Source organism: Aureimonas sp. AU12 (assembly GCF_001463705.1).
In the GTDB taxonomy this organism is placed as follows: Bacteria; Pseudomonadota; Alphaproteobacteria; order Rhizobiales; family Rhizobiaceae; genus Aureimonas.
Genome location: NZ_BBWH01000004.1, coordinates 89,095 through 108,564 on the forward strand (window position 1 = coordinate 89,095; position 19,470 = coordinate 108,564).

Genomic DNA, 19,470 nt, shown 5'->3' on the forward strand with positions numbered 1-19,470 from the left:
CGGCGAGTTCGATACGGGAGCGATTCCGCTCGCACACTCGAATGCCGCTAATGTGCAGGTACTGCGGTCGCTTCAACCACGAAACCGCCGCCTTCGCAACACGAGCGGGCCATAGGCGCTTGCGACATAATGCGATCGTTGCATCCTTGTCCCTGCACCCCGGGGACGCGGCGCCCGTGCCGCCCGCGCATGTCTCGACGCGGCGGTGCCGAATGATTTAACCTTTCGTTTGCCATAAGGCGTCGAATCCCTTTCGGCGTTTCCTCGGGAAGTCTCCATGAAAACCCTCCTCGCCCCCGCGGCGGCCGTTCTTTTCTTTCTTTCGCCGCTGGCGGCTCTCGCCCAGACGGGAACGGTCAAGTCGCAGCACGGCGCCTGGGCCGTGGTCTGCGACCAACCAGCGGGCGCGGCGGGCGAGCAGTGCGCTCTGCTGCAGAACGTCGTCGCCGAGGACCGGCCGGAGGTCGGCCTCTCGGTTCTCGCGTTGAAGACCGCCGACGGCAAGGCGCAGATCCTGCGCGTGCTGGCGCCTCTCGGCATCCTCCTGCCCAACGGGCTCGGCCTCTATGTCGACGGCAAGGATATCGGCCGGGCGCAGTTCGTACGCTGCTTCGAGGACGGCTGCTACGCGGAGGTGATTCTGGAGGACAATCTCCGGCAGACCCTTTCGACGGGAAAGTCGGCGACGTTCATCGTCTTCCAGACCCCGGAAGAGGGCATCGGCATCCCCGTCGATCTCAACGGCTTCGCGGAAGGCTTCACCGCCCTCCCCTGACGGGAGACGAACGCGCCGCGCGCCGCCGCCGATCGAATCGGGACGTCGGGTCCGTGACAGAGGGCGCGTCCGCGCCTATCTGGAGCGTCTTGCATCGCGTTTGGAGCAGACGATGGCCCTTTCCCTGATCGACCGGTTCGACCTGTCGCGCGCCGAGATCGAAGCGATCGTCTCGCAGACGCTGGCCGGCGCAGACGACGGTGAACTCTTCCTTGAATATCGCGAGCAGGAATCGCTTGTCTTCGACAATGGCCGCCTGAAGGCCGGCGACTTCTCGACCGACCAGGGTTTCGGCCTGCGCTGCGTGGCCGGCGAGGCCATCGGCTTCGCCCATGCGGGCGACCTGTCTGGGGCTGCCCTCAAGCGCGCGGCCGATGCCGTCAGCGCGGTGCGCACCGGCTATAGTGGCGAGCGCGCCGAGGGGCCGCGCGGCACGAATGCCCGCCTCTACAGCGACGAGAACCCGATCCCGGCACCGGGTTTTGCCGAAAAGGTCAAGCTGCTTCAGAAGATCGACAGCTATCTTCGCGAGAAGGACGAAGCCGTGCGGCAGGTCAGCGTCTCGCTGGCGACGCAGTGGCAGGTGGTGGAGATCCTGCGCGCCGACGGGCGGCTGGTGCAGGACGTTCGTCCGCTCGTGCGGCTGAACGTATCTGTGGTGGCGGGAGAAGGCGACCGGCAGGAGACCGGCACCTCGGGCGCTGGCGGGCGCACGGGCTTCGGCGGCTTCGTCGTCGCCGAGCGCTGGCAGGATCTGGCCGACGAAGCCCTGCGGCAGGCACGGGTCAATCTCGAAGCCGTTGCGGCACCGGCGGGCACGTTCGACATCGTGCTGGGATCGGGTTGGCCAGGCGTCATGTTGCACGAGGCGGTCGGCCACGGGCTCGAAGGCGACTTTAACCGCAAGAAGACCTCCGCCTTCTCGGGCCTTCTCGGCACGCAAGTCGCTGCCCGCGGCGTAACCGTCGTCGACGACGGCACGATCGCAGAGCGTCGGGGCTCGCTGACGATCGACGACGAGGGCTCGCCGACCAACCGCACCGTGCTCATCGAGGACGGCAAGCTCGTCAACTACATGCAGGACCGACAGAACGCCCGGCTGATGGGCATGGAGGCGACCGGCAACGGGCGGCGCCAGTCCTATGCGCACGCGCCGATGCCGCGAATGACCAACACGATGATGCTGAACGGCGATCGCACGCCCGAGGAGATCATCACCTCGGTGAAGGACGGCGTCTATGCCGTGTCCTTCGGCGGTGGACAGGTGGACATCACGTCCGGCAAGTTCGTCTTCGGCTGCACCGAGGCCTACCGGATCCGCAACGGCGTCGTCAGCGAGCCGCTCAAGGGGGCCATGCTCATCGGCAACGGTCCCGACGCGATGCACCGCGTCTCGATGATCGGCAACGACGCCAAGCTCGATACCGGTATCGGCAATTGCGGCAAGGCGGGGCAGTGGGTTCCCGTCGGCGTTGGCCAGCCGCACCTGCGGATGGACCAGATGACGGTGGGCGGCACCGAGGCTTAGAGGTCTCGACGCCAGAGCCCGGCGAAGTGATCGTCGGGCTCTGGGGGTATGCGATCAGGGATAGAGACGGCTGGCGCTCCAGCCGCTCTCGTCCGCCTCGTCGCGAACGAGACGGAACCGGTCGTGGAGGCGGAACGCGCCGTCGTGCCAGAACTCGATCTCGCTCGGCACCACACGCAAGCCCGACCAGTGCGGCGGGCGCGGGATCGGCTCATCACCATACTGTGCTTCGAGCTCCGCGACGCGCGCTTCCAGCGTCGCGCGATCGGCGAGCGGGCGCGACTGCTGCGAGGCCCAGGCGCCGAGTCGGCTGACCCGCGCGCGGCTGGCGTAGTAGGCGTCGGCCTCGTCCGCGGACACTTCCTCGACCGTGCCGCGCACCCGCACCTGCCGATGCAGGGACTTCCAGTGAAAGTTCAGCGCGGCCTTGCGGCTGGCGAGGATCTCCTCCCCTTTTCGGCTCTCGAAATTCGTGTAGAACACGAAGCCACGGGCATCCAGGCCCTTGAGAAGGACCACCCGGACATCGGGCAGCCCGTCGCGATCCACGGTAGCCAGAGCCATCGCATTGGGATCGTTCGGCTCGGCGGCCTCGGCTTCGCGCAGCCAGATCCCGAACGCCTCGAACGGGTCGGCCGGCAGCTGGATTTCACCGAACGTTAAGGTTGTCTTGCCCATTATCGCCTCGAATTCCGATTTCCGTCCCCCGCTTCCTAAGACCGAACGCAGCGGACGGCAAAGTCTAAAGGACGCGATGACCCGGGCATCCCTGACCGTTCTGACGCTTGCGCTGCTTCTGCCGCTCGCCGCCGGATGCACGGTGATGAACGGTGCCGCGCTCGACGACGCCGCGGTCGATCATTCGATCCAGACGGCCTCCATCGCACCGGCAGATCCGGCCGCAGCCGAGACCATCTCCGACAGCCGAACCGTGCGCAACGCGGTGTCTGCAGCCAAGATCGAGACGATCGAGGCCGCTCCCCTCGCCTGGTCGAACGCCGAGACGGGCACGAGCGGCACGATCAGCGCCATCACCGAGGTGCGCGCCGGCGACGAGATCTGCCGGACCTTCCGCACCTCGCGCCAGCGCTTCGACGGCGTGGCGCTCTACGACGGCGAGGCCTGCACGCGCGGCCAGGGCGAATGGACGCTGACGCGCTTTTCCGAGGGCGGCTGATCCAAGAGCGGCGCGCCGGACGCGCCTCGTGACGGTGGGGACTTCAATTCGCGCGGCGTTCTCGCCATATAAGCGCCGGGTCGCGTGTCGTCGCGGCCCGAACTTCGTCCACCGGCGGGAGACTTGGCTTTTCCCGAACTTCCAGGATCCAGCGCCCTATGCGTGACCCCTATACCGTTCTCGGCGTCGGCAAGACCGCCAGCGAGGCGGAGATCAAGTCCGCTTTCCGCAAGCTCGCCAAGAAGTATCATCCGGACTCCAACTCCACCGATGCCAGCGCGGGGGCGCGCTTCAACGAAGCTAACCAGGCCTACGAAATCCTCGGCGAGAAGGAGAAGCGCGAGAAGTTCGACCGCGGCGAGATCGATGCCGAAGGCAAGCCGAAATTCTCGGGCTTTTCCGGCTTCGGGGGCGGGGGTGGCGGCGAAAGCCCGTTCGGCGGCGGGCGCGGCACCGGCGGCGGCTTCGATTTCCGCAACACCGGCGGTGGCGGCGGTGCGCAGGACTTCCCCGGCAGCGAGGGTCTGTTTTCCGACTTCTTCGATCAGGCGTTCGGCGGCAGCAAGCGAGCGGGCGCCCGCAACGGCGCCGGTGGGTTCACCGCCGCGCGCAACGCCTCCACGAAGGGCGAGGACATCAAGGCGACGCTTCGGGTCCGGCTCGAGGACATCGTCTCGGACGACAAGGTCGAGGCGGTGTTTCCGAACGGCAAGCGTCTGGCGATTCGCCTGCCCGAGGGCGTCGAGGACGGCCAGACGATCCGTTTGCGCGGACAGGGCCAGCCGGCGGTCTTCAACGGCGGACCGGCGGGCGACGCGCTGGTGACGATTTCCTTTGCCGACCACATGCGTTTCAGCGTCCAGGACCGCGACCTTTTCGCCGAACAGTCGATCGCGCTGGGCGATGCTGTCTTAGGCGGGCGCATCACCATCGAGACGCTCGACGGCAAGGTGGCGACGAAGGTGCAGCCCTGGACGAATTCGGGGCGCACGCTGCGATTGAAGGGCAAGGGCCTGACCCGCAAGGACGGCACTCGCGGCGACATCCTCGTCACCCTGTCGATCGTCCTGCCCGCCGAGTCCGATCCCGAATTGGTCGCCCTGTTCGAAAAGCGTCGCGACGCCGCGCTCTGACACGCCCCGCGGGAGGCGTAGCTCCCCGCCGTTCACAGGCTGCGTCGGCGCCGTGCTTGCTGGCATCCCCGGCCTATGCCATACCGCCGCCGCATCGAGACGTTGCGTGAAGCGAGTGGAAGGAGACCCGGCATGGTGGAATCGGTCGGCCTGATGAAGGGCAAGCGCGGTCTCATCATGGGCGTGGCGAACAATCGCTCGATCGCCTACGGGATCGCCAAGGCGCTGGCGGATCAGGGCGCGGAGATCGCGCTGACCTATCAGGGCGATGCGCTGCGCAAGCGCGTCGAACCGCTTGCCGCTGAACTCGGCGCCTTCGTCTGTGGCCATTGCGACGTCGGCGACGCCGCCACGATCGACTCCTGCTTCCAGGCGATCGAGGAGAGGTGGGGCAAGATCGACTTCCTCGTCCACGCCATCGGCTTCTCCGACAAGGATGAGTTGACCGGACGCTACGTCGACACGTCCGAGAGCAACTTCACCAAGACGATGCTGATCTCGGTCTACTCCTTCACGGCCGTCGCCCAGCGCGCCGAGAAGCTGATGACCGATGGCGGCTCGATGCTGACGCTGACCTATTACGGCGCCGAAAAGGTGATGCCCAACTACAACGTGATGGGTGTCGCCAAGGCCGCGCTCGAGGCGAGCGTCAAGTATCTGGCGGTCGATCTCGGCCCAAAGAACATCCGTGTCAACGCGATCTCGGCCGGCCCGATCAAGACGCTGGCCGCGTCCGGCATCGGCGACTTCCGCTACATCCTCAAGTGGAACGAATACAACGCGCCGCTGCGCCGCACCGTGACGATCGAGGAGGTCGGCGACGTCGGCCTCTACCTCCTCTCGAACCTGTCGCGCTCGGTGACCGGCGAGATCCATCATGCCGATTCCGGCTACCATGTCGTCGGCATGAAGGCTGTGGACGCGCCCGACATCTCGGTCGTCAAGGACTGAGATGCCGGTCTTCGACGCGGCGAGCATGCCCCTCCTGTACCTTTGCCGCCACGGCCAGACCGACTGGAACGCCGCTGGCCTGCTGCAGGGCCAGAGCGACATCCCGCTGAACTCGCTCGGGCGGGCGCAGGCCAAGCGCAACGGGCGTTACCTGCGCAACGTCCTCGGCGCTTCGGCGAGCGATTTCCAGTTTCTCTCCAGTCCGATGGACCGGGCGATGGAGACGATGAGGATCGTGCGCCGCGAGCTCGGGCTCGATCCAGACGACTTCGAGACGGACGAGCGCCTCAAGGAAATCCATTTCGGCGACTGGCAGGGCTTCACGCTCAGCCAGATCGGCGAACGCGAGCCGGACGGTCTGGCGCTGCGCAAACGCGACAAGTGGAATTTCGTGCCGCCGGGCGACGGCGCGGAGAATTACGAGCAGCTGGCCGACCGGGTCGCGCCGGTCATCGAGGGCCTGACGCGCCCCGCCATCGTGACCGCGCATGGCGGCATCACCCGCGCCTTCCTGCGGCGCTTCGCAGGCGTCTCCGCGCGAGAGGCGGCGCAGGCCGACATCTTCCAGGACCGCATCCTGCGGTTCGATGCCGGCGTCACCGCCTGGGTGTGATCACTCGGCGGGTTCGTAGAGCATATGGACCTGCATTCCCGGCTTCACGGACGCATAGTCGAAACCGGTCGGCAGCCGGTAGATCGTTCCGTCGGTGAGCTTCAGGGACGCGCTGTCGCGATCGATCCCCTCGACCACGCCGCCGGTCTCTTCCGCGACCGCGGGGATCGATATCGAGACCGTGAGGAAGGAACACGCGAAGAAGGCGACGACTCGTCTCGTCATGGGCAACCCCCGTTCTGCACTGCGACGTCTGGCAAAGCCGACGACGCATATGTCTGCACCGATGAAGTTGGACGGGCGATTGTGGTTTTTTGCGCGTCGCAACAGCCGATGCCCGTCCTTTTCACCGATGGGTTTGACCTTCATGGTCGCCAACTCGTAAACCCGCGCTCTGCCCTCCGATCGGACCGCCGCCATGTCGCATAATAGTTTCGGCCATCTCTTCCGCGTCACCACCTGGGGCGAGAGCCATGGTCCGGCCATCGGCTGCGTCGTCGACGGGACGCCGCCGGGCACCGTCCTGTCGGAGGCGATGATCCAGCATTTCCTCAACGAGCGCCGCCCCGGCCAGTCGCGCTACACGACGCAGCGCCAGGAGCCCGACGAGGTTCGCATCCTCTCGGGCACCATGCCCGGCGAGCGCGAGGGCGAGGTGGTGGCGACGGGAACGCCGATCGCACTGGAGATCCAGAACGTCGACCAGCGCTCGAAGGACTATTCCGAGATCGCCCGGCGCTACCGCCCGGGCCATGCCGACATCACCTACGACATGAAGTACGGCGTGCGCGACTATCGCGGCGGTGGTCGGTCCTCGGCGCGCGAGACCGCGACCCGCGTCGCCGCCGGTGCCATCGCGCGGCAGGTGGTGCCCGGCCTCGTCGTGCGTGGCGCGCTCGTCCAGATCGGCAGCATCGCCATCGACCGCTCGCGCTTCGACTGGGAGGAGACCCGACGCAACCCGTTCTTCTGCCCCGATGCCGTGACGGCCGAGCGCTGGGCGGAGCTTCTCGACGGCGTGCGCAAGAGCGGTTCCTCGATCGGCGCGGTGGTGGAGATCGTCGCCGAGGGTGTCCCCGCCGGGCTCGGGGCCCCGCTCTACGGCAAGCTCGACGCCGACATCGCTGCCGGGCTCATGTCGATCAACGCGGTCAAGGGCGTTGAAATCGGCGACGGGTTCCTCTCCGCGACGCTGTCGGGCGAAGAGAATGCCGACGAGATCCGCATGGGGAACGACGGCGCGCCGCAGTTCCTGACGAACCATGCCGGCGGCATTCTCGGCGGCATCGCCACCGGCCAGCCCGTGGTGGCGCGCTTCGCGGTGAAGCCGACGTCCTCAATTCTGACGCCGCAGCGCTCGGTGGATGCGGACGGGCGGGAGGTCGACGTGATGACGAAGGGGCGGCACGACCCCTGCGTCGGCATCCGCGCCGTGCCGATCGGCGAGGCGATGGTGGCCTGCGCGGTGGCGGATCACTATCTGCGCCATCGCGGCCAGACCGGTCGAAGCTGACTTCGCCTCACGAGCGGATCTCGCTCACATCCCTCCCCCGACTGGGCGACCCCACTCCATGATGACGCGCCTCTATCATCACCCGATCTTCGCCGAGCACCTGACCGGCCCCGGTCATCCCGAGCGGCCCGAGCGCATGGCGGCGGTGGCCGGCGCGCTGGAGGCGGAGGCCTTCCAGAACCTCGACCGGGTGCTGGCGAGCGAGGGATCGCTCGAGGACGTCTATCGCTGCCATCCGCAGGACTATGTCCGCAAGATCGCGCGCACCACGCCCGAGGACGGGCTCGCCCGGATCGACGGCGACACGGTGGTCAGCCCCAAGAGCTTCGCCGCCGCCCTCCATGCGGTGGGTGCGGCCTGCGCGGCGGTGGACGACGTCGTCAACGGAGCGGCGCGCAACGTCTTCGTCGCCTCCCGCCCGCCCGGCCACCATGCCGAGCGCGACACGGCGATGGGCTTCTGCCTCTTCAACCAGGCCGCCATCGCCGCACGCCATGCGCAGGCCGTCCACGGTCTGGAGCGGATCGCGATCGTCGACTGGGACGTCCATCACGGCAACGGCACGCAGGACATCGTCTGGTCCGACCCGTCGATCCTCTACGTCTCGACCCACCAGATGCCGCTCTATCCCGGCACCGGCGCGCGAACCGAGACGGGCGCCGGCAACGTCGTCAACGTGCCGCTGCGCGAAGACGACGGCACCGACGAGTTCCGCCTCGCCTTCCGCGAGGCCGTACTGCCGCCGCTCGAAGCGTTCCGGCCGGACCTCGTCATCATTTCCGCCGGATTCGACGCCCATCACCGCGATCCGCTGGGCGGGCTGAACCTGACGGAGGCCGACTTCGACTGGGCCACCGGGCAGCTTCTCGACGTCGCCTCCCGTCATTCGAGCGACCGTTTGGTCAGCCTCCTCGAAGGCGGATACGATCTTCAGGGCCTCGGGCAGTCCGTCGCCGCCCACGTCAAGCGCCTGATGGTCGGCTGACCGACCCGACGTGCAAGGAGACACCATGTCCGACACCGCGATGGCCCTTCCGGCCGACGATTCCGACATCAAGCGCATGAGTTTCGAGGAGGCGCTGGCTTCGCTCGAGCGCATCGTCTCCGATCTCGAGCGCGGAGACGTGCAGCTCGAACATTCGATCCGCATCTACGAGCGGGGCGAGAAGCTGAAGAGCCATTGCGATCGCTTGCTCTCGGCCGCCGAGGACAAGGTCGAGAAGATCAAGCTGTCGCGGGCCGGCAAGCCGACCGGGACGGAGCCGCTCGATCCCGCCTGAGACGGCACTTCGCCGCGCCGCGCTCGCGCGGCCTGCGATGGACAAGCCCACCCGAAATCGATCTAAGACCGTCTCGCGCTGGTGGTGTACCCACCGTTTGCGCGCCCCGCATGGTCCCGCAGGAGCCCGTCCTTGTCGTCAGTCCCGTCCACGCCGCTCCTCGATCGCATCGCCTCGCCCGAGGACCTGCGGCGTCTTGCCGAAGCGGATCTGCGGCAGGTGGCGGACGAGCTGCGCCTCGATCTCGTCGACGCGGTGTCGCGCACCGGCGGGCATCTGGGCGCCGGGCTCGGCGTGGTGGAACTCACCGTCGCGATTCATGCCGTGTTCGACACGCCGCGCGACCGGCTGATCTGGGACGTCGGCCATCAGGCCTATCCCCACAAGATCCTCACCGGACGGCGCGACGCGATGCGCACCGTGCGCCAGGAAAACGGGCTGTCCGGCTTCGCCAAGCGCACGGAGAGCGAGTACGATCCGTTCGGCGCCGGCCACTCCTCGACCTCGATCTCCGCCGGCCTCGGCATGGCGGTGGCGAGCGAGTTGTCGGGCAAGGCCAATCACGTGATCGCGGTGATCGGCGACGGCGCGATGTCGGCCGGCATGGCCTACGAGGCGATGAACAATGCCGGCACGCTCGACGCGCGCCTGATCGTCATCCTCAACGACAACGACATGTCGATCGCGCCGCCGGTCGGCGCCATGTCGGCCTATCTGGCGCGCCTCGTCTCCGGCAAGACCTATCGATCCTTCCGCGACCGCGCCAAGGCCGTGACGCGTCGGCTGCCGGACTTCATGCGGGAAGGCGCCCGCCGGACGGAAGAGTACACGCGCGGCTTCTTCACCGGCGGCACGATGTTCGAGGAGCTCGGCTTCTACTATGTCGGGCCGATCGACGGCCACGATCTCGAGCATCTCCTGCCGGTCCTCAAGAACGTGCGCGACACCGGCGACGGGCCGGTGCTCGTGCATGTCGTAACGAAGAAGGGCAAGGGCTACGGCCCCGCCGAGGCCAGTGCCGACAAGTATCACGGCGTCTCGAAATTCGACGTGGTGACGGGCACGCAGGCCAAGGCCAAATCCAACGCCCCGAGCTACACCAAGGTCTTTGCCGAAACGCTGGTGCAGGAAGCGCGCGACGACGAGAAGATCGTCGCGATCAACGCCGCCATGCCAGACGGCACCGGGCTCGACCTCTTCGGCGAGGCGTACCCGACGCGCACGTTCGACGTCGGCATCGCCGAACAGCATGCCGTGACCTTCGCGGCCGGGCTGGCCAGCGAGGGCTACAAGCCCTTCGTCGCCATCTACTCGACCTTCCTGCAGCGCGCCTACGACCAGATCGTCCATGATGTGGCGATCCAGCACCTGCCCGTGCGCTTCGCCATCGACCGCGCCGGCTTCGTCGGCGCCGATGGGCCGACCCATGCGGGGTCCTTCGACACCGGCTTCCTCTGTCCGCTGCCGGGCATGGTGGTGATGGCAGCGGCGGACGAGGCCGAGCTGCGCCACATGGTGCGCACCGCCGTCGTCTACGACGACGGGCCGATTTCGTTCCGCTATCCGCGCGGGAACGGCACGGGCATCGATCTGCCCGAACGCGGCAAGGCGCTGGAGATCGGACGCGGACGCATCGTCAAAGAGGGCACGAAGGCGGCGATTCTCTCCTTCGGCGCGCGTCTCGCCGATGCCATGGCAGCCGCGGAGGATCTCGAAGGTTTCGGCCTTTCGACGACGGTGGCCGACGCGCGCTTTGCCAAGCCGCTCGACACCGACCTCGTTCGCCGCCTCGCGCAGAACCACGAAGTGCTCGTGCTGCTGGAGGAAGGCGCGTCCGGGGGCTTCGCCGCGCAGGTGCTGGAACATTGCGCCCGGCATGGGCTGCTCGACCATGGCCTGAAGATCCGCCCGATGACGATGCCCGACCGGTTCGTCGATCATGCGGCGCCCGACGCGATGCTGCGCCAGTCGGGCCTCGACCGCGCCGGCATCGTCGAGACCGTATTCCACGCGCTCGGCGACAGCGCCAAGCGCGTGCTGCAGGCGTGAAGCCGCCGGTTCTCCCCCGAGCGCGCCGAGTTTAGAATCGCTTGAAGTCTTGCCATTTGGGCGACGGGGCCGCATGACCTGTCGCCATGGCCTCCACTGAAGAACAACATCTGTCGCGCGTGCGGCTCGATATCCTCGTGAGCGATCGCGGGCTGGCCGCGAGCCGCGCCCGTGCCCGCGACGCGATCCTGCGCGGACATGTGCGCGTCGACGGGCTCGTCGTCACCAAGCCCAGCCTCAACGTGCCGCCCGAAAGCGAGATCGTGCTGGACGATCCCGCCGCCGACTACGTGTCGCGCGCCGGGCTGAAGCTGGAAGCCGCGCTCGACGCGTTCGGGATCGACGTCGCGGGCCGGATCGCGCTCGACGTCGGCGCTTCCACCGGCGGCTTTACCGAAGTCCTGCTGCGGCGGGGCATCGAGCACGTGGTGGCGATCGATGTCGGCCATGGGCAGATCCACCCGCGTATCCGCGCCGACGAGCGGGTGACGGTGATCGAGGGCCTGAACGCGCGTGATCTCGACGAAGACGACCTCGAGGGGCACCGCTTCGATCTTCTCGTCTGCGACGTGTCCTTCATCTCGATGAAGCTGGCGCTGCCACCGGCTCTCGAACTCGCCGAACCCGGCGCAGACGGCGTCTTCCTCATCAAGCCGCAGTTCGAGGCCGGCAAGGATGCCATCGCCAAGAACGGCCTGCTGCGCGATCCCGACAGCGCGCCGGGTATCGCCGAGGATCTGGCGAGCTGGCTGGCCTCGCAACCGGACTGGACTTCGCGGGCGCCGATCCCCTCGCCGATCGAAGGCGGCGACGGCAACAAGGAGTTTCTCATGGCGGGCGCCAAATCGTGAGCGAACGTCTGGTCATCGACGCGCTCGGCGCCAAGGGCGACGGCATCGGGCGCGGTGCCAACGGAATGGCATTCGTGCCCTTCGCGCTTCCCGGCGAAATCCTGAGGGTGGAGCGCGAGGGCAATCGCGCCGAGATCGTCGACATCGAAGTTCCGTCGACCGAGCGACGCGAACCACCCTGTCCGCATTTCGGCGCCTGCGGCGGCTGCGACCTGCAGCATGCCAGCGAAGAGCTGTACCGAGCCTTCAAGCGCGACGTCGTTGTGGAAGCCTTCCGGCGCGAGGGCGTCGAGGCCGAGATCGGCGAACTCGTGCCCTGCCCGCCGGCCTCGCGGCGCCGCGCAGTCTTCTCGGCCGTGCGCGCCGACACGCGCATCCTGTTCGGTTTTCACGAGGCGGCGAGCAACCGAATTTCCGAGATCGACACCTGTCTCGTGGCGACGCCGCAGATCGTCAAGCGCCTCGCCTTCTTCAAGAAGCTCGCCGCGCTCCTCATCGACCGCAAGCGCGAACTGCGCATGACCGTCACCGAGACGCTGTCGGGCCTCGACATTTCGGTCGATGATGCCGCCAAGCTGACGCCGGCGCTGCGCCAGGCGGCCGTGAAGCTGGCGCTCGATCCGGCCATCGCCCGCCTGTCGGTATCCGGCGAGACGATCGTCGAGGCGCGCCCGCCGCAGATCACCATCGACGGTCTGCCGGTGCTGCTGCCGCCGGGCGCCTTCCTTCAGGCGGTGGCCTCCGCCGAAGACGCGATGGCACGCGTGGCGCTCGGGCATCTCGCCGGGCTGAAGACGGTCGCCGACCTCTTCTGCGGCGTTGGCGCCTTCGCGTTGCGGATGGCGCGCACGCAGGCCGTCCATGCCGTCGAATTTGACGCGCCGGCTCTCGCCGCGCTCGATCAGGCCCGGCGCGGGGTCGCGGGCCTGAAGCCCGTAACACTGGAGCGGCGCGATCTCATGCGTCGCCCGGTGACGGCCAAGGAACTCGAGAAGTTCGCGGGCGTGCTCTTCGATCCGCCGCGTGCCGGCGCCGAAGCGCAGTGCCACGAACTGGCGAAGTCGAAGGTCCGGCGCATCGCCGCCGTCTCCTGCAACCCGACGACGCTGGCGCGCGACGCCGCCATCCTCGTCGCCGGTGGCTACAGGCTGATCTCGGTCACGCCGATCGACCAGTTCCTCTGGTCCCACCATGTCGAGGCGGTGGCACTCTTCGAGCGCTGATCGCGATCCTTCCTTCGCTGCCCATTTGGCCTAGGGCCGGCGGCTAAGAACCAGCCGGCGACGCGAGATCCGAACCGATGATCGACACCATCACCGGCTTTCTGCAAAGCTACGGCTACGTCGTCATCTTCGTGTCGATCTTTCTGGAATCGACCGGCCTGCCCTTTCCCGGCGAAAGCATCCTCATCGCCGCCGGCATCATGGCGGGCCATGGCGAGTTGAACGTCTGGGGGGTCGTCGGCGCATCCTTCGTCGGCGGCACGATGGGCGACAATCTCGGCTATTATCTCGGCCATCGGTTCGGGCGACGCTTCGCGGATCGCTATGGCGCGAAGTTCGGTCTGACGCCCGAGAAGTTCGCCTATGTCGAGGACCGGTTCCGCAAGGTCGGCCCGCCGATCGTACTCGTCGCCCGCTTCATCCTGGTGCTACGCCAAGTCTGCGGATTCGCGGCGGGCACGCTGCGCTTTCCCTGGTGGGAGTTCCTGCTCTTCAACGCGCTCGGCGCCGCGCTCTGGTCCGCCGCCTACGGCTTCGGCGCGTTCATCCTCGGCGACCGCATCGACACCTATCTCCACGGCAGCCCATGGGCCTATGCGGCGATCGCCGTGGTCTTCCTGGGGCTGACGGCGACGACGCTGCTTGGCTTCCGCAAGCGCCTGCGCCAGCAGCGCGAGGCCGCTTCGCAACCGCAAGCGGCCCTGTCAGCTCCGGCTGAAGAAGGCCGCGAAGGCTGATCGCGCCTCGTCCGAGCGCAGCCGCGCGCTAAAATGCTCGATCTCCAGCCGGATTCGCGCCTCGATCTCCGTGCGGTCGCCACGCAGGAGCGAACGCGAGAGCCGCAGCGCCTCCGGCGGCTTGGCGGCCAGCTTCTTCGCCGCCGCGACGGCATCCGCCTCGGCATCCGGCGTCACGGCATAAACGAGGTTGGCAGCACGCGCCGTCTCGGCGTCGAAGGTCTCGCCGAGCGCCAGCAAGGCAAAGGCGCGTTGGTGGCCCATCAGGCGCGGTGCCAGAAGGCTGGACGCGGCTTCGGGCACCAGGGCCAGATCGACGAAGGGCGTGCGGAAGGTCGAGCGCGGCGTCGCATAGGCCAGATCGCAATGCATCAGCATCGTCGTCCCGATCCCGACCGCGAGCCCGTCCACGGCCGCAAGAAGCGGCTTGTCGAAGGCGATCAACGCCAGGAGAAAGCGATGGACCTCGTCCATCGCGCCGCCCTCGCCGAAGGAGACGAAGTCCCTCAGGTCGTTGCCGGCCGAAAAGGCGCCGGGTGCGCCCGCGATCACCACGGCACGAATGCCGGGATCGCGGCCGGCCGTGTCCAACGCGTCCAACATCGCGCCGTACATCGCGCGGTCGATGGCATTGCGCTTCTGCGGCCGGTCGAGCCGCAGGAGCATGACACCGTCGCTCGTCTGGGTTCGGATATGCTTGCTCATCGCAGCGCCCCTCAGTTGAGCGCCGCGCGGGCCGCATCGAGGCTGGCGGCACCGCCGAGAACCTGCGCCTTCAGCCCGGCCACCTCGCGCAGGAGGTTCTCAGCCATGAACCGTGCAAGTGCGGCGCGCTCGTCGGCCTCCGGCTCGGCGAGAGCGCCCTTGGCGAGGTAGCAGTTGCCGGCGGTCAGCGAGAAGAGGCGCAGATAGGCCGTCGCGCCGGCCAGCGCCTCGTTCATCTTGCCGCCCTTCAACAGTGCCAGCAGATGCGCCGTCGCCTCGCGTAGGTCGGTCAGCGCCTCGGACAGCCGGTCCGCCGTCGATCCGAAGGCTGCGCGGTTGGAGCCACGCACCGCCTCGGCGATGGCTTCGAGTTCCGCGATATAAGCCTCGACCGTGCGCCCGTCCGAAAGCGGCAGCTTGCGGGCGACGAGATCGATCGCCTGGATGCCATTGGTGCCCTCATAGATCGGGGCGATCCGTGCATCGCGCAGCAGCCGGGCCGCGCCGGTCTCTTCCACGTAGCCCATGCCGCCGTGAACCTGGATGCCGAGCGAAGCGACCTCGACGCCGACATCGGTCGGGAAGGCTTTGGCAAGCGGGGTCAGGAGGTTGGCGCGCTCGCTCCAGTCGCGCAACGCCGTCTCGCGCCCCTTGTGCGCCTTCGCCATGTCGAGCGCGTGGCCGCAGGAATAGGCGATGGCACGGGCCGAGGAGACGAGCGCCTTCATCGTCAGCAGCATGCGCGCGACGTCGGGGTGCTCGATGATCTCCACCATCTCGCGCGAGACCGGCTCGTTGCGGTCCTTGGCCAGCAGCGTCGATCGCCCTTGACGCCGCTCGCGGGCATAGGCGAGCGCCTTCTGGAAGGCCGCCTCGGCAACACCCAGCCCCTGGATGCCGACATAAAGCCGCGCCGAGTTCATCATCGTGAACATGCAGGCGAGGCCCCGGTTCTCCTCTCCCACGAGCCAGCCGATGGCGCCCGGCTCGCCGGTCTCACCGGTGCCGTCGCCATAGATCATCGTGCAGGTGGGCGAGGCGTGGATGCCCATCTTGTGCTCGATCGCGTGACATTTGACGTCGTTGCGCGCGCCGAGCGAGCCGTCGTCGTTGACCATCATTTTCGGCACGAGGAAGAGAGATATGCCCTTCACGCCGGCCGGTGCATCCGGAAGACGGGCCAGCACCAGATGCACGATGTTGTCGGTGAGATCGTGCTCGCCATAGGTGATATAGATCTTCTGGCCGAAGATCCGGTAGGTCCCGTCGTCCCGCCGCTCGGCGCGGGTCCGCAGCGCCGAGAGGTCGGAGCCCGCCTGCGGCTCCGTCAGGTTCATCGTGCCCATCCACTCGCCAGAGACGAGCTTGTCGAGATAGGTGCGCTTCAGATGCTCGGTGCCGTGCGCCTCCAGCGCATCGACGGCGCCGATTGTCAGCGTCGGGCCGATGCCGAAGGCCATCGACGCGCCGTTCCACATCTCGCAGACCGCCGCCGAAAGTGCCGTCGGCAAGTCCTGTCCGCCATGGTCGGCGGGTCCCGTCAGAGCGTTCCAGCCCCCCTCGGTCCAGCGCTTGTAGAGACCCTGCCAGCCGGCCGGCATCGTCACCGCGCCGTCGGCGAAGCGGGCGCCCTCGCGGTCGCCGATGGCGGCGAGCGGTGCGATTTCGTCGGAGGCGAACTTGCCGGCCTCGTCGAGAATGGCGTCGAGAAGATCCGGGGTGAGATCGCCGGCCTGGCCCGCCGTCATCGCCTCGCCCAAGCCCGCGACGTGCCGCAGCGAGAATCCGATCTCGCGCACAGGTGCCTTGTACATGCCGGATCCTCCCAGATCGTCGCGGCGTTTCTTCGCGACAGGACGGGCTCAGGGGTAATCAGCTTTGACGTTAACGTCAAAACAAAAGGCTGGACCAACTGTCGCGAACGCCCATTTGTGCGACGAGATGAAAGCGGCAAGTGCAGGCAGGAGAATGGCATGCGTCTGGTGAGGTTCGGGCTTCGAGGGCAGGAGCGGCCCGGGATCCTCGATCAGGACGGGACAGTGCGCGACGTCTCGGACCGGGTCCGCGACTGGCGCGGCGATGCGATCGACCCGGCCGCGCTTCGAGAGCTGCGGTCGATCGATCTCGCCTCGCTGCCCGCGGCCGACCCGGATGCCCGGCTTTGTGCGCCTGTCGCCAGCGTTCGCAAGATCATCGGCATCGGGCCGAATTTCCATGAGAGCGCACGGCTCGCCGGGTTCAAGATCAACCCGGAGCCGACGATCTTCATGAAGGCGCCGAGCGCCATCAACGGACCGAACGACCCGATCGAGATCCCCCGCCTGTCGACGCGCACGGACTGGGGCGTCGAACTGGCCGTGGTGATGGGGCGCACCGCCAAATATGTCAGCGTCGAAAACGCGATGGACCACGTGGCCGGCTTCACGCTCGCCAACGACGTGACCGAGCGGTCCTTCCAGCTGCAGCGCGGCGGGCAATGGTTCAAGGGCAAGTCGCATGACAGCTTCGCGCCGATCGGCCCCTGGCTGGTGACGCTCGACGAGATGACGGACTACGACCATGTCGATCTCTGGCTCGATGTAAACGGCGAGCGGGTGCAGGCCGGAAACACCAGCCGCATGATCTTCAAGGTGCCCTACCTCATTTCCTATCTCTCGCGGTTCCTGCGCCTCGAGCCCGGCGACGTCATCATGACGGGAACGCCGAGCGGCGTCGGCCTCTCCTTCGATCCGCCGCGCTTCCTGGCCCCCGGCGACCGGGTGACGCTTGGCGGCACCGGGCTGGGGCAGCAGAGCGCCGTCTGCATTCAGGGCTGATGTCAGATCCGGTCCCAGCCGGGATCAGGCCGGAACCTCGCGCCGTGCGACATCTCGAGTTCGCGCAGGCGCGCGATCACCGTGTCGACGCCCCGCTCGCGGGCGTAGCGGATCGGGCCGCCCCGGAACGGCGCGAAGCCGGTGCCGAAGACCATCGCGCCATCGGCGATCTCCTCGCTGGCGACGACCTCTTCGCGCAGGCATGCCACCACGGCGTTCAGCATCGGCAGGATCAGGCGATCGACGAGCGCGGGATCGTCGGGCGAGCCGTCCGGCAGCGCGTCGAGATCAAGCTTTCGAGGCTTGCCGGCCTCGTCGTACTCGTAGAGGCCGCGCCCGGTCTTGCGGCCGAGCCGGCCCTCGCGGATCAGCTCGTGCATCCAGGCCGGCGTTTCGGGCAGCGCCATGCCGAGCCGTTCGCGCAGGGTCTGCGAGACCTCGGCGGCGATGTCGAGTCCGACCTGATCGGCGAGTTCCACCGGTCCCATCGGCATGCCGAAGCGTTCGGCTGCCGCGTCGATCCGCTCCTTCGGGATGCCCTCGCCGACCATCAGCAGTGCTTCGGCGATGTAGGGCGTCAGCGCCCGGTTCACGAGGAAGCCGGCACTCGGCTTCACCGGCGCCGGCAAGCGGCCGATCTCGGTGACGAAGGCGGTGGCGCGGCGCAGCGTCTCGGCCGACACCGCATCGTGGCGCACGATCTCCACCAGTTGCATGCGCGACACCGGGTTGAAGAAGTGAATGCCGACGAGCCGGGAGGGATCGTCCAGCGCGCTCGCGAGTTCGGCGATCGGCAGCGCCGAGGTGTTCGTCGCGAGTATGGCGGAGGGCTTCATCCGGGCGAGCGCGTCGCGCAGGATCGCCTGCTTCAGTTCGATGCGCTCGGGCGCCGCCTCGATCACCAGATCGGCGCCCGCGATGCCGGCGCCGCCGGGATCGGGCACAAGCCGGTCGAGCGCATCGCGGACCTTCAGCGGGTCCTTCAGCGTCGCCTCCAGCATCTTCGCCGCGGCCTTCATCGCGCGACCGATCGGCTCGACATCGACATCCGACAGCGAGACGCGGAAGCCCTTGCGCGCCACCCAGGCCGCGATATCGCCGCCCATCGCGCCCGCGCCGATGACATGGACACGGCGGATGCCCGACGCGCCGTCCCGCAAGCCCTTCAGCGCCTCGCGCAGGAAGAAGACGCGCACAAGGTTCTGTGCCGTCTTCGATTCGACGAGCGCGGCGAAGCTCGCCTGTTCCTCCTGTCGCATCCGGTCCGGGTGGCCGCCATGCGCTTCCCAAAGGTCGATGAGGCGGAACGGCGCCGGGTAGGTTTCCGGCGTCGCCTTTTCGCGAGCCTTGGCGCGCATCTGGCGGGCCGCGAGCTTGCGGGCCGGACGCAGATGACTGGCGCGCGCCTTCAGGCCGACCGCCGCCGGGCGGAGATCGCCGAAGACGGCGGCGCGCGCGGCATTGGCGACGTGTCGCTCCTCCACCACCGCATCGACGAGACCGATCGCCTTGGCGCGGCGCGCCGAGGCCGCTCGTCCGGTCAGCATCATCGTCATCGCCTCGATCGGATCGGCGACAGCCGTCGCGCGGAATGTGCCGCCGAGGCCGGGATGAAGGCCGAGCATCACCTCCGGAAAGCCGAGCGAGGCGCCGGCGATGGCGATGCGAAGCTTGGCGGCCAGCGCCAGTTCGAGCCCGGCGCCGAGACAATGGCCGTGGATCACCGCGACGGTTGGGACGGGCAGCGCGGCCAGACGGTCGAGGACGCGGTGCCCCTCCTCCAGCATGGCGTCGATCCCGGCGACGCCGGCGCCCACGAACTGCTCGATGTCGGCACCCGCCGCGAAGCCGGACGGTTTGCCGGAGCGGATCACCAGCCCGCGTGGCTTCTGCGCCTCGATGAGCCCGAGGCAGCGGTCGAGGTCTTCGAGCACGCTGCGGTCGATCGTGTTGACGCTCTTGCCGGGCCGGTCGAGCACGAGCCAGCAGATGCCGTCCTCGTCGCTCGCCATGCGCCAGTTGCCCTCGCGCGGGGCGTCGGCTGCAACGGAAAGTTCCAGCGCGCGGTCGCGCAGCACGTCCATCATCGTCGCCATCGTCGGGCCTCCGGTCGTCCTAG

General features: G+C 67.9%; 19 protein-coding genes. 14 read left to right on the top strand and 5 right to left on the bottom strand.

Translation table 11 applies throughout. The features are described 5' to 3' along the window. Positions 1-277 precede the first annotated feature (277 nt). Together AUL33_RS01990 and tldD are read left to right on the top strand one after the other, a co-directional pair. The gene (locus AUL33_RS01990; protein WP_062203122.1) at positions 278-775 is read left to right on the top strand and encodes an invasion associated locus B family protein; all 498 of its coding nucleotides are present in this window, start codon (positions 278-280) and stop codon (positions 773-775) included. 112 nt (positions 776-887) lie between these two features. Beyond that, positions 888-2,303 (top strand): metalloprotease TldD, encoded by a 1,416-nt coding sequence (gene tldD / locus AUL33_RS01995; RefSeq protein ID WP_062203380.1) that lies wholly within the window; start codon positions 888-890, stop codon positions 2,301-2,303. A 54-nt stretch (positions 2,304-2,357) separates the two neighbouring features. Here tldD and pdxH read toward each other — a convergent pair whose 3' ends face one another. Further along, positions 2,358-2,981, bottom strand: a complete 624-nt coding sequence (pdxH, locus tag AUL33_RS02000; RefSeq protein WP_062203125.1) for a pyridoxamine 5'-phosphate oxidase — start codon at positions 2,979-2,981, stop codon at positions 2,358-2,360. 76 nt (positions 2,982-3,057) lie between these two features. Here pdxH and AUL33_RS02005 point away from each other — a divergent pair, with 76 nt between their 5' ends. The 4 genes from AUL33_RS02005 to AUL33_RS02020 all read left to right on the top strand — a co-directional run bounded on the left by AUL33_RS02005 (position 3,058) and on the right by AUL33_RS02020 (position 6,177). Further along, the gene (locus tag AUL33_RS02005) at positions 3,058-3,480 is read left to right on the top strand and encodes an RT0821/Lpp0805 family surface protein (protein ID WP_062203127.1); all 423 of its coding nucleotides are present in this window, start codon (positions 3,058-3,060) and stop codon (positions 3,478-3,480) included. Positions 3,481-3,638: 158 nt separating this feature from the next. Next, positions 3,639-4,613, top strand: coding sequence for a DnaJ C-terminal domain-containing protein (locus tag AUL33_RS02010; RefSeq protein ID WP_062203130.1), 975 nt, complete (start codon positions 3,639-3,641; stop codon positions 4,611-4,613). Between the two features lie 132 nt (positions 4,614-4,745). Then, complete coding sequence (fabI, locus tag AUL33_RS02015) at positions 4,746-5,564, top strand: enoyl-ACP reductase FabI (protein WP_062203132.1); 819 nt, start codon at positions 4,746-4,748, stop codon at positions 5,562-5,564. A gap of 1 nt (position 5,565) precedes the next feature. Next, positions 5,566-6,177: a histidine phosphatase family protein gene (locus AUL33_RS02020; protein WP_082652250.1), complete on the top strand. Its 612-nt coding sequence runs from the start codon at positions 5,566-5,568 to the stop codon at positions 6,175-6,177. On the opposite strand, the gene AUL33_RS22705 is transcribed toward AUL33_RS02020, so the two are convergent. Further along, a complete protein-coding gene (locus tag AUL33_RS22705) occupies positions 6,178-6,546 on the bottom strand; it encodes a DUF1344 domain-containing protein (RefSeq protein WP_244491883.1) in 369 nt (122 codons plus the stop codon). It lies immediately after the preceding gene. A gap of 49 nt (positions 6,547-6,595) precedes the next feature. Between AUL33_RS22705 and aroC the strand changes: the two genes are divergently transcribed. The 7 genes from aroC (at position 6,596) to AUL33_RS02060 (ending at position 13,830) form a co-directional block, all read left to right on the top strand. Then, entirely contained in the window at positions 6,596-7,690 is a 1,095-nt protein-coding gene (gene aroC, locus AUL33_RS02030; RefSeq protein WP_062203136.1) for a chorismate synthase, read from the top strand. 58 nt (positions 7,691-7,748) lie between these two features. Further along, a complete protein-coding gene (locus AUL33_RS02035) occupies positions 7,749-8,675 on the top strand; it encodes a histone deacetylase family protein (RefSeq protein WP_062203138.1) in 927 nt (308 codons plus the stop codon). A gap of 25 nt (positions 8,676-8,700) precedes the next feature. Next, entirely contained in the window at positions 8,701-8,970 is a 270-nt protein-coding gene (locus AUL33_RS02040) for an exodeoxyribonuclease VII small subunit (RefSeq protein ID WP_374754394.1), read from the top strand. Between the two features lie 132 nt (positions 8,971-9,102). Beyond that, the gene (gene dxs / locus AUL33_RS02045; protein WP_062203141.1) at positions 9,103-11,019 is read left to right on the top strand and encodes a 1-deoxy-D-xylulose-5-phosphate synthase; all 1,917 of its coding nucleotides are present in this window, start codon (positions 9,103-9,105) and stop codon (positions 11,017-11,019) included. An 86-nt stretch (positions 11,020-11,105) separates the two neighbouring features. Then, positions 11,106-11,870 (top strand): TlyA family RNA methyltransferase, encoded by a 765-nt coding sequence (locus AUL33_RS02050; protein ID WP_062203142.1) that lies wholly within the window; start codon positions 11,106-11,108, stop codon positions 11,868-11,870. After that, a complete protein-coding gene (locus tag AUL33_RS02055; RefSeq protein WP_062203145.1) occupies positions 11,864-13,093 on the top strand; it encodes a class I SAM-dependent RNA methyltransferase in 1,230 nt (409 codons plus the stop codon). The genes AUL33_RS02050 and AUL33_RS02055 overlap by 7 nt, the downstream gene beginning before the upstream one ends. A gap of 77 nt (positions 13,094-13,170) precedes the next feature. Next, the gene (locus AUL33_RS02060) at positions 13,171-13,830 is read left to right on the top strand and encodes a DedA family protein (RefSeq protein ID WP_062203147.1); all 660 of its coding nucleotides are present in this window, start codon (positions 13,171-13,173) and stop codon (positions 13,828-13,830) included. On the opposite strand, the gene AUL33_RS02065 is transcribed toward AUL33_RS02060, so the two are convergent. Both AUL33_RS02065 and AUL33_RS02070 read right to left on the bottom strand, forming a co-directional pair. Then, on the bottom strand, positions 13,798-14,535 hold the full coding sequence (locus AUL33_RS02065) for a crotonase/enoyl-CoA hydratase family protein (RefSeq protein ID WP_062203150.1): 738 nt from the start codon (positions 14,533-14,535) through the stop codon (positions 13,798-13,800). The two genes, AUL33_RS02060 and AUL33_RS02065, sit on opposite strands and share 33 nt — an antisense overlap. Positions 14,536-14,546: 11 nt before the next feature. Beyond that, a complete protein-coding gene (locus tag AUL33_RS02070; protein ID WP_062203152.1) occupies positions 14,547-16,349 on the bottom strand; it encodes an acyl-CoA dehydrogenase in 1,803 nt (600 codons plus the stop codon). Positions 16,350-16,508: 159 nt separating this feature from the next. Between AUL33_RS02070 and AUL33_RS02075 the strand changes: the two genes are divergently transcribed. Continuing rightward, complete coding sequence (locus tag AUL33_RS02075) at positions 16,509-17,351, top strand: fumarylacetoacetate hydrolase family protein (RefSeq protein WP_062203153.1); 843 nt, start codon at positions 16,509-16,511, stop codon at positions 17,349-17,351. A gap of 2 nt (positions 17,352-17,353) precedes the next feature. Here the strand turns inward: AUL33_RS02075 and AUL33_RS02080 are convergent, their stop codons facing one another. Next, on the bottom strand, positions 17,354-19,447 hold the full coding sequence (locus AUL33_RS02080; RefSeq protein ID WP_062203155.1) for a 3-hydroxyacyl-CoA dehydrogenase NAD-binding domain-containing protein: 2,094 nt from the start codon (positions 19,445-19,447) through the stop codon (positions 17,354-17,356). Positions 19,448-19,470 lie beyond the last annotated feature (23 nt).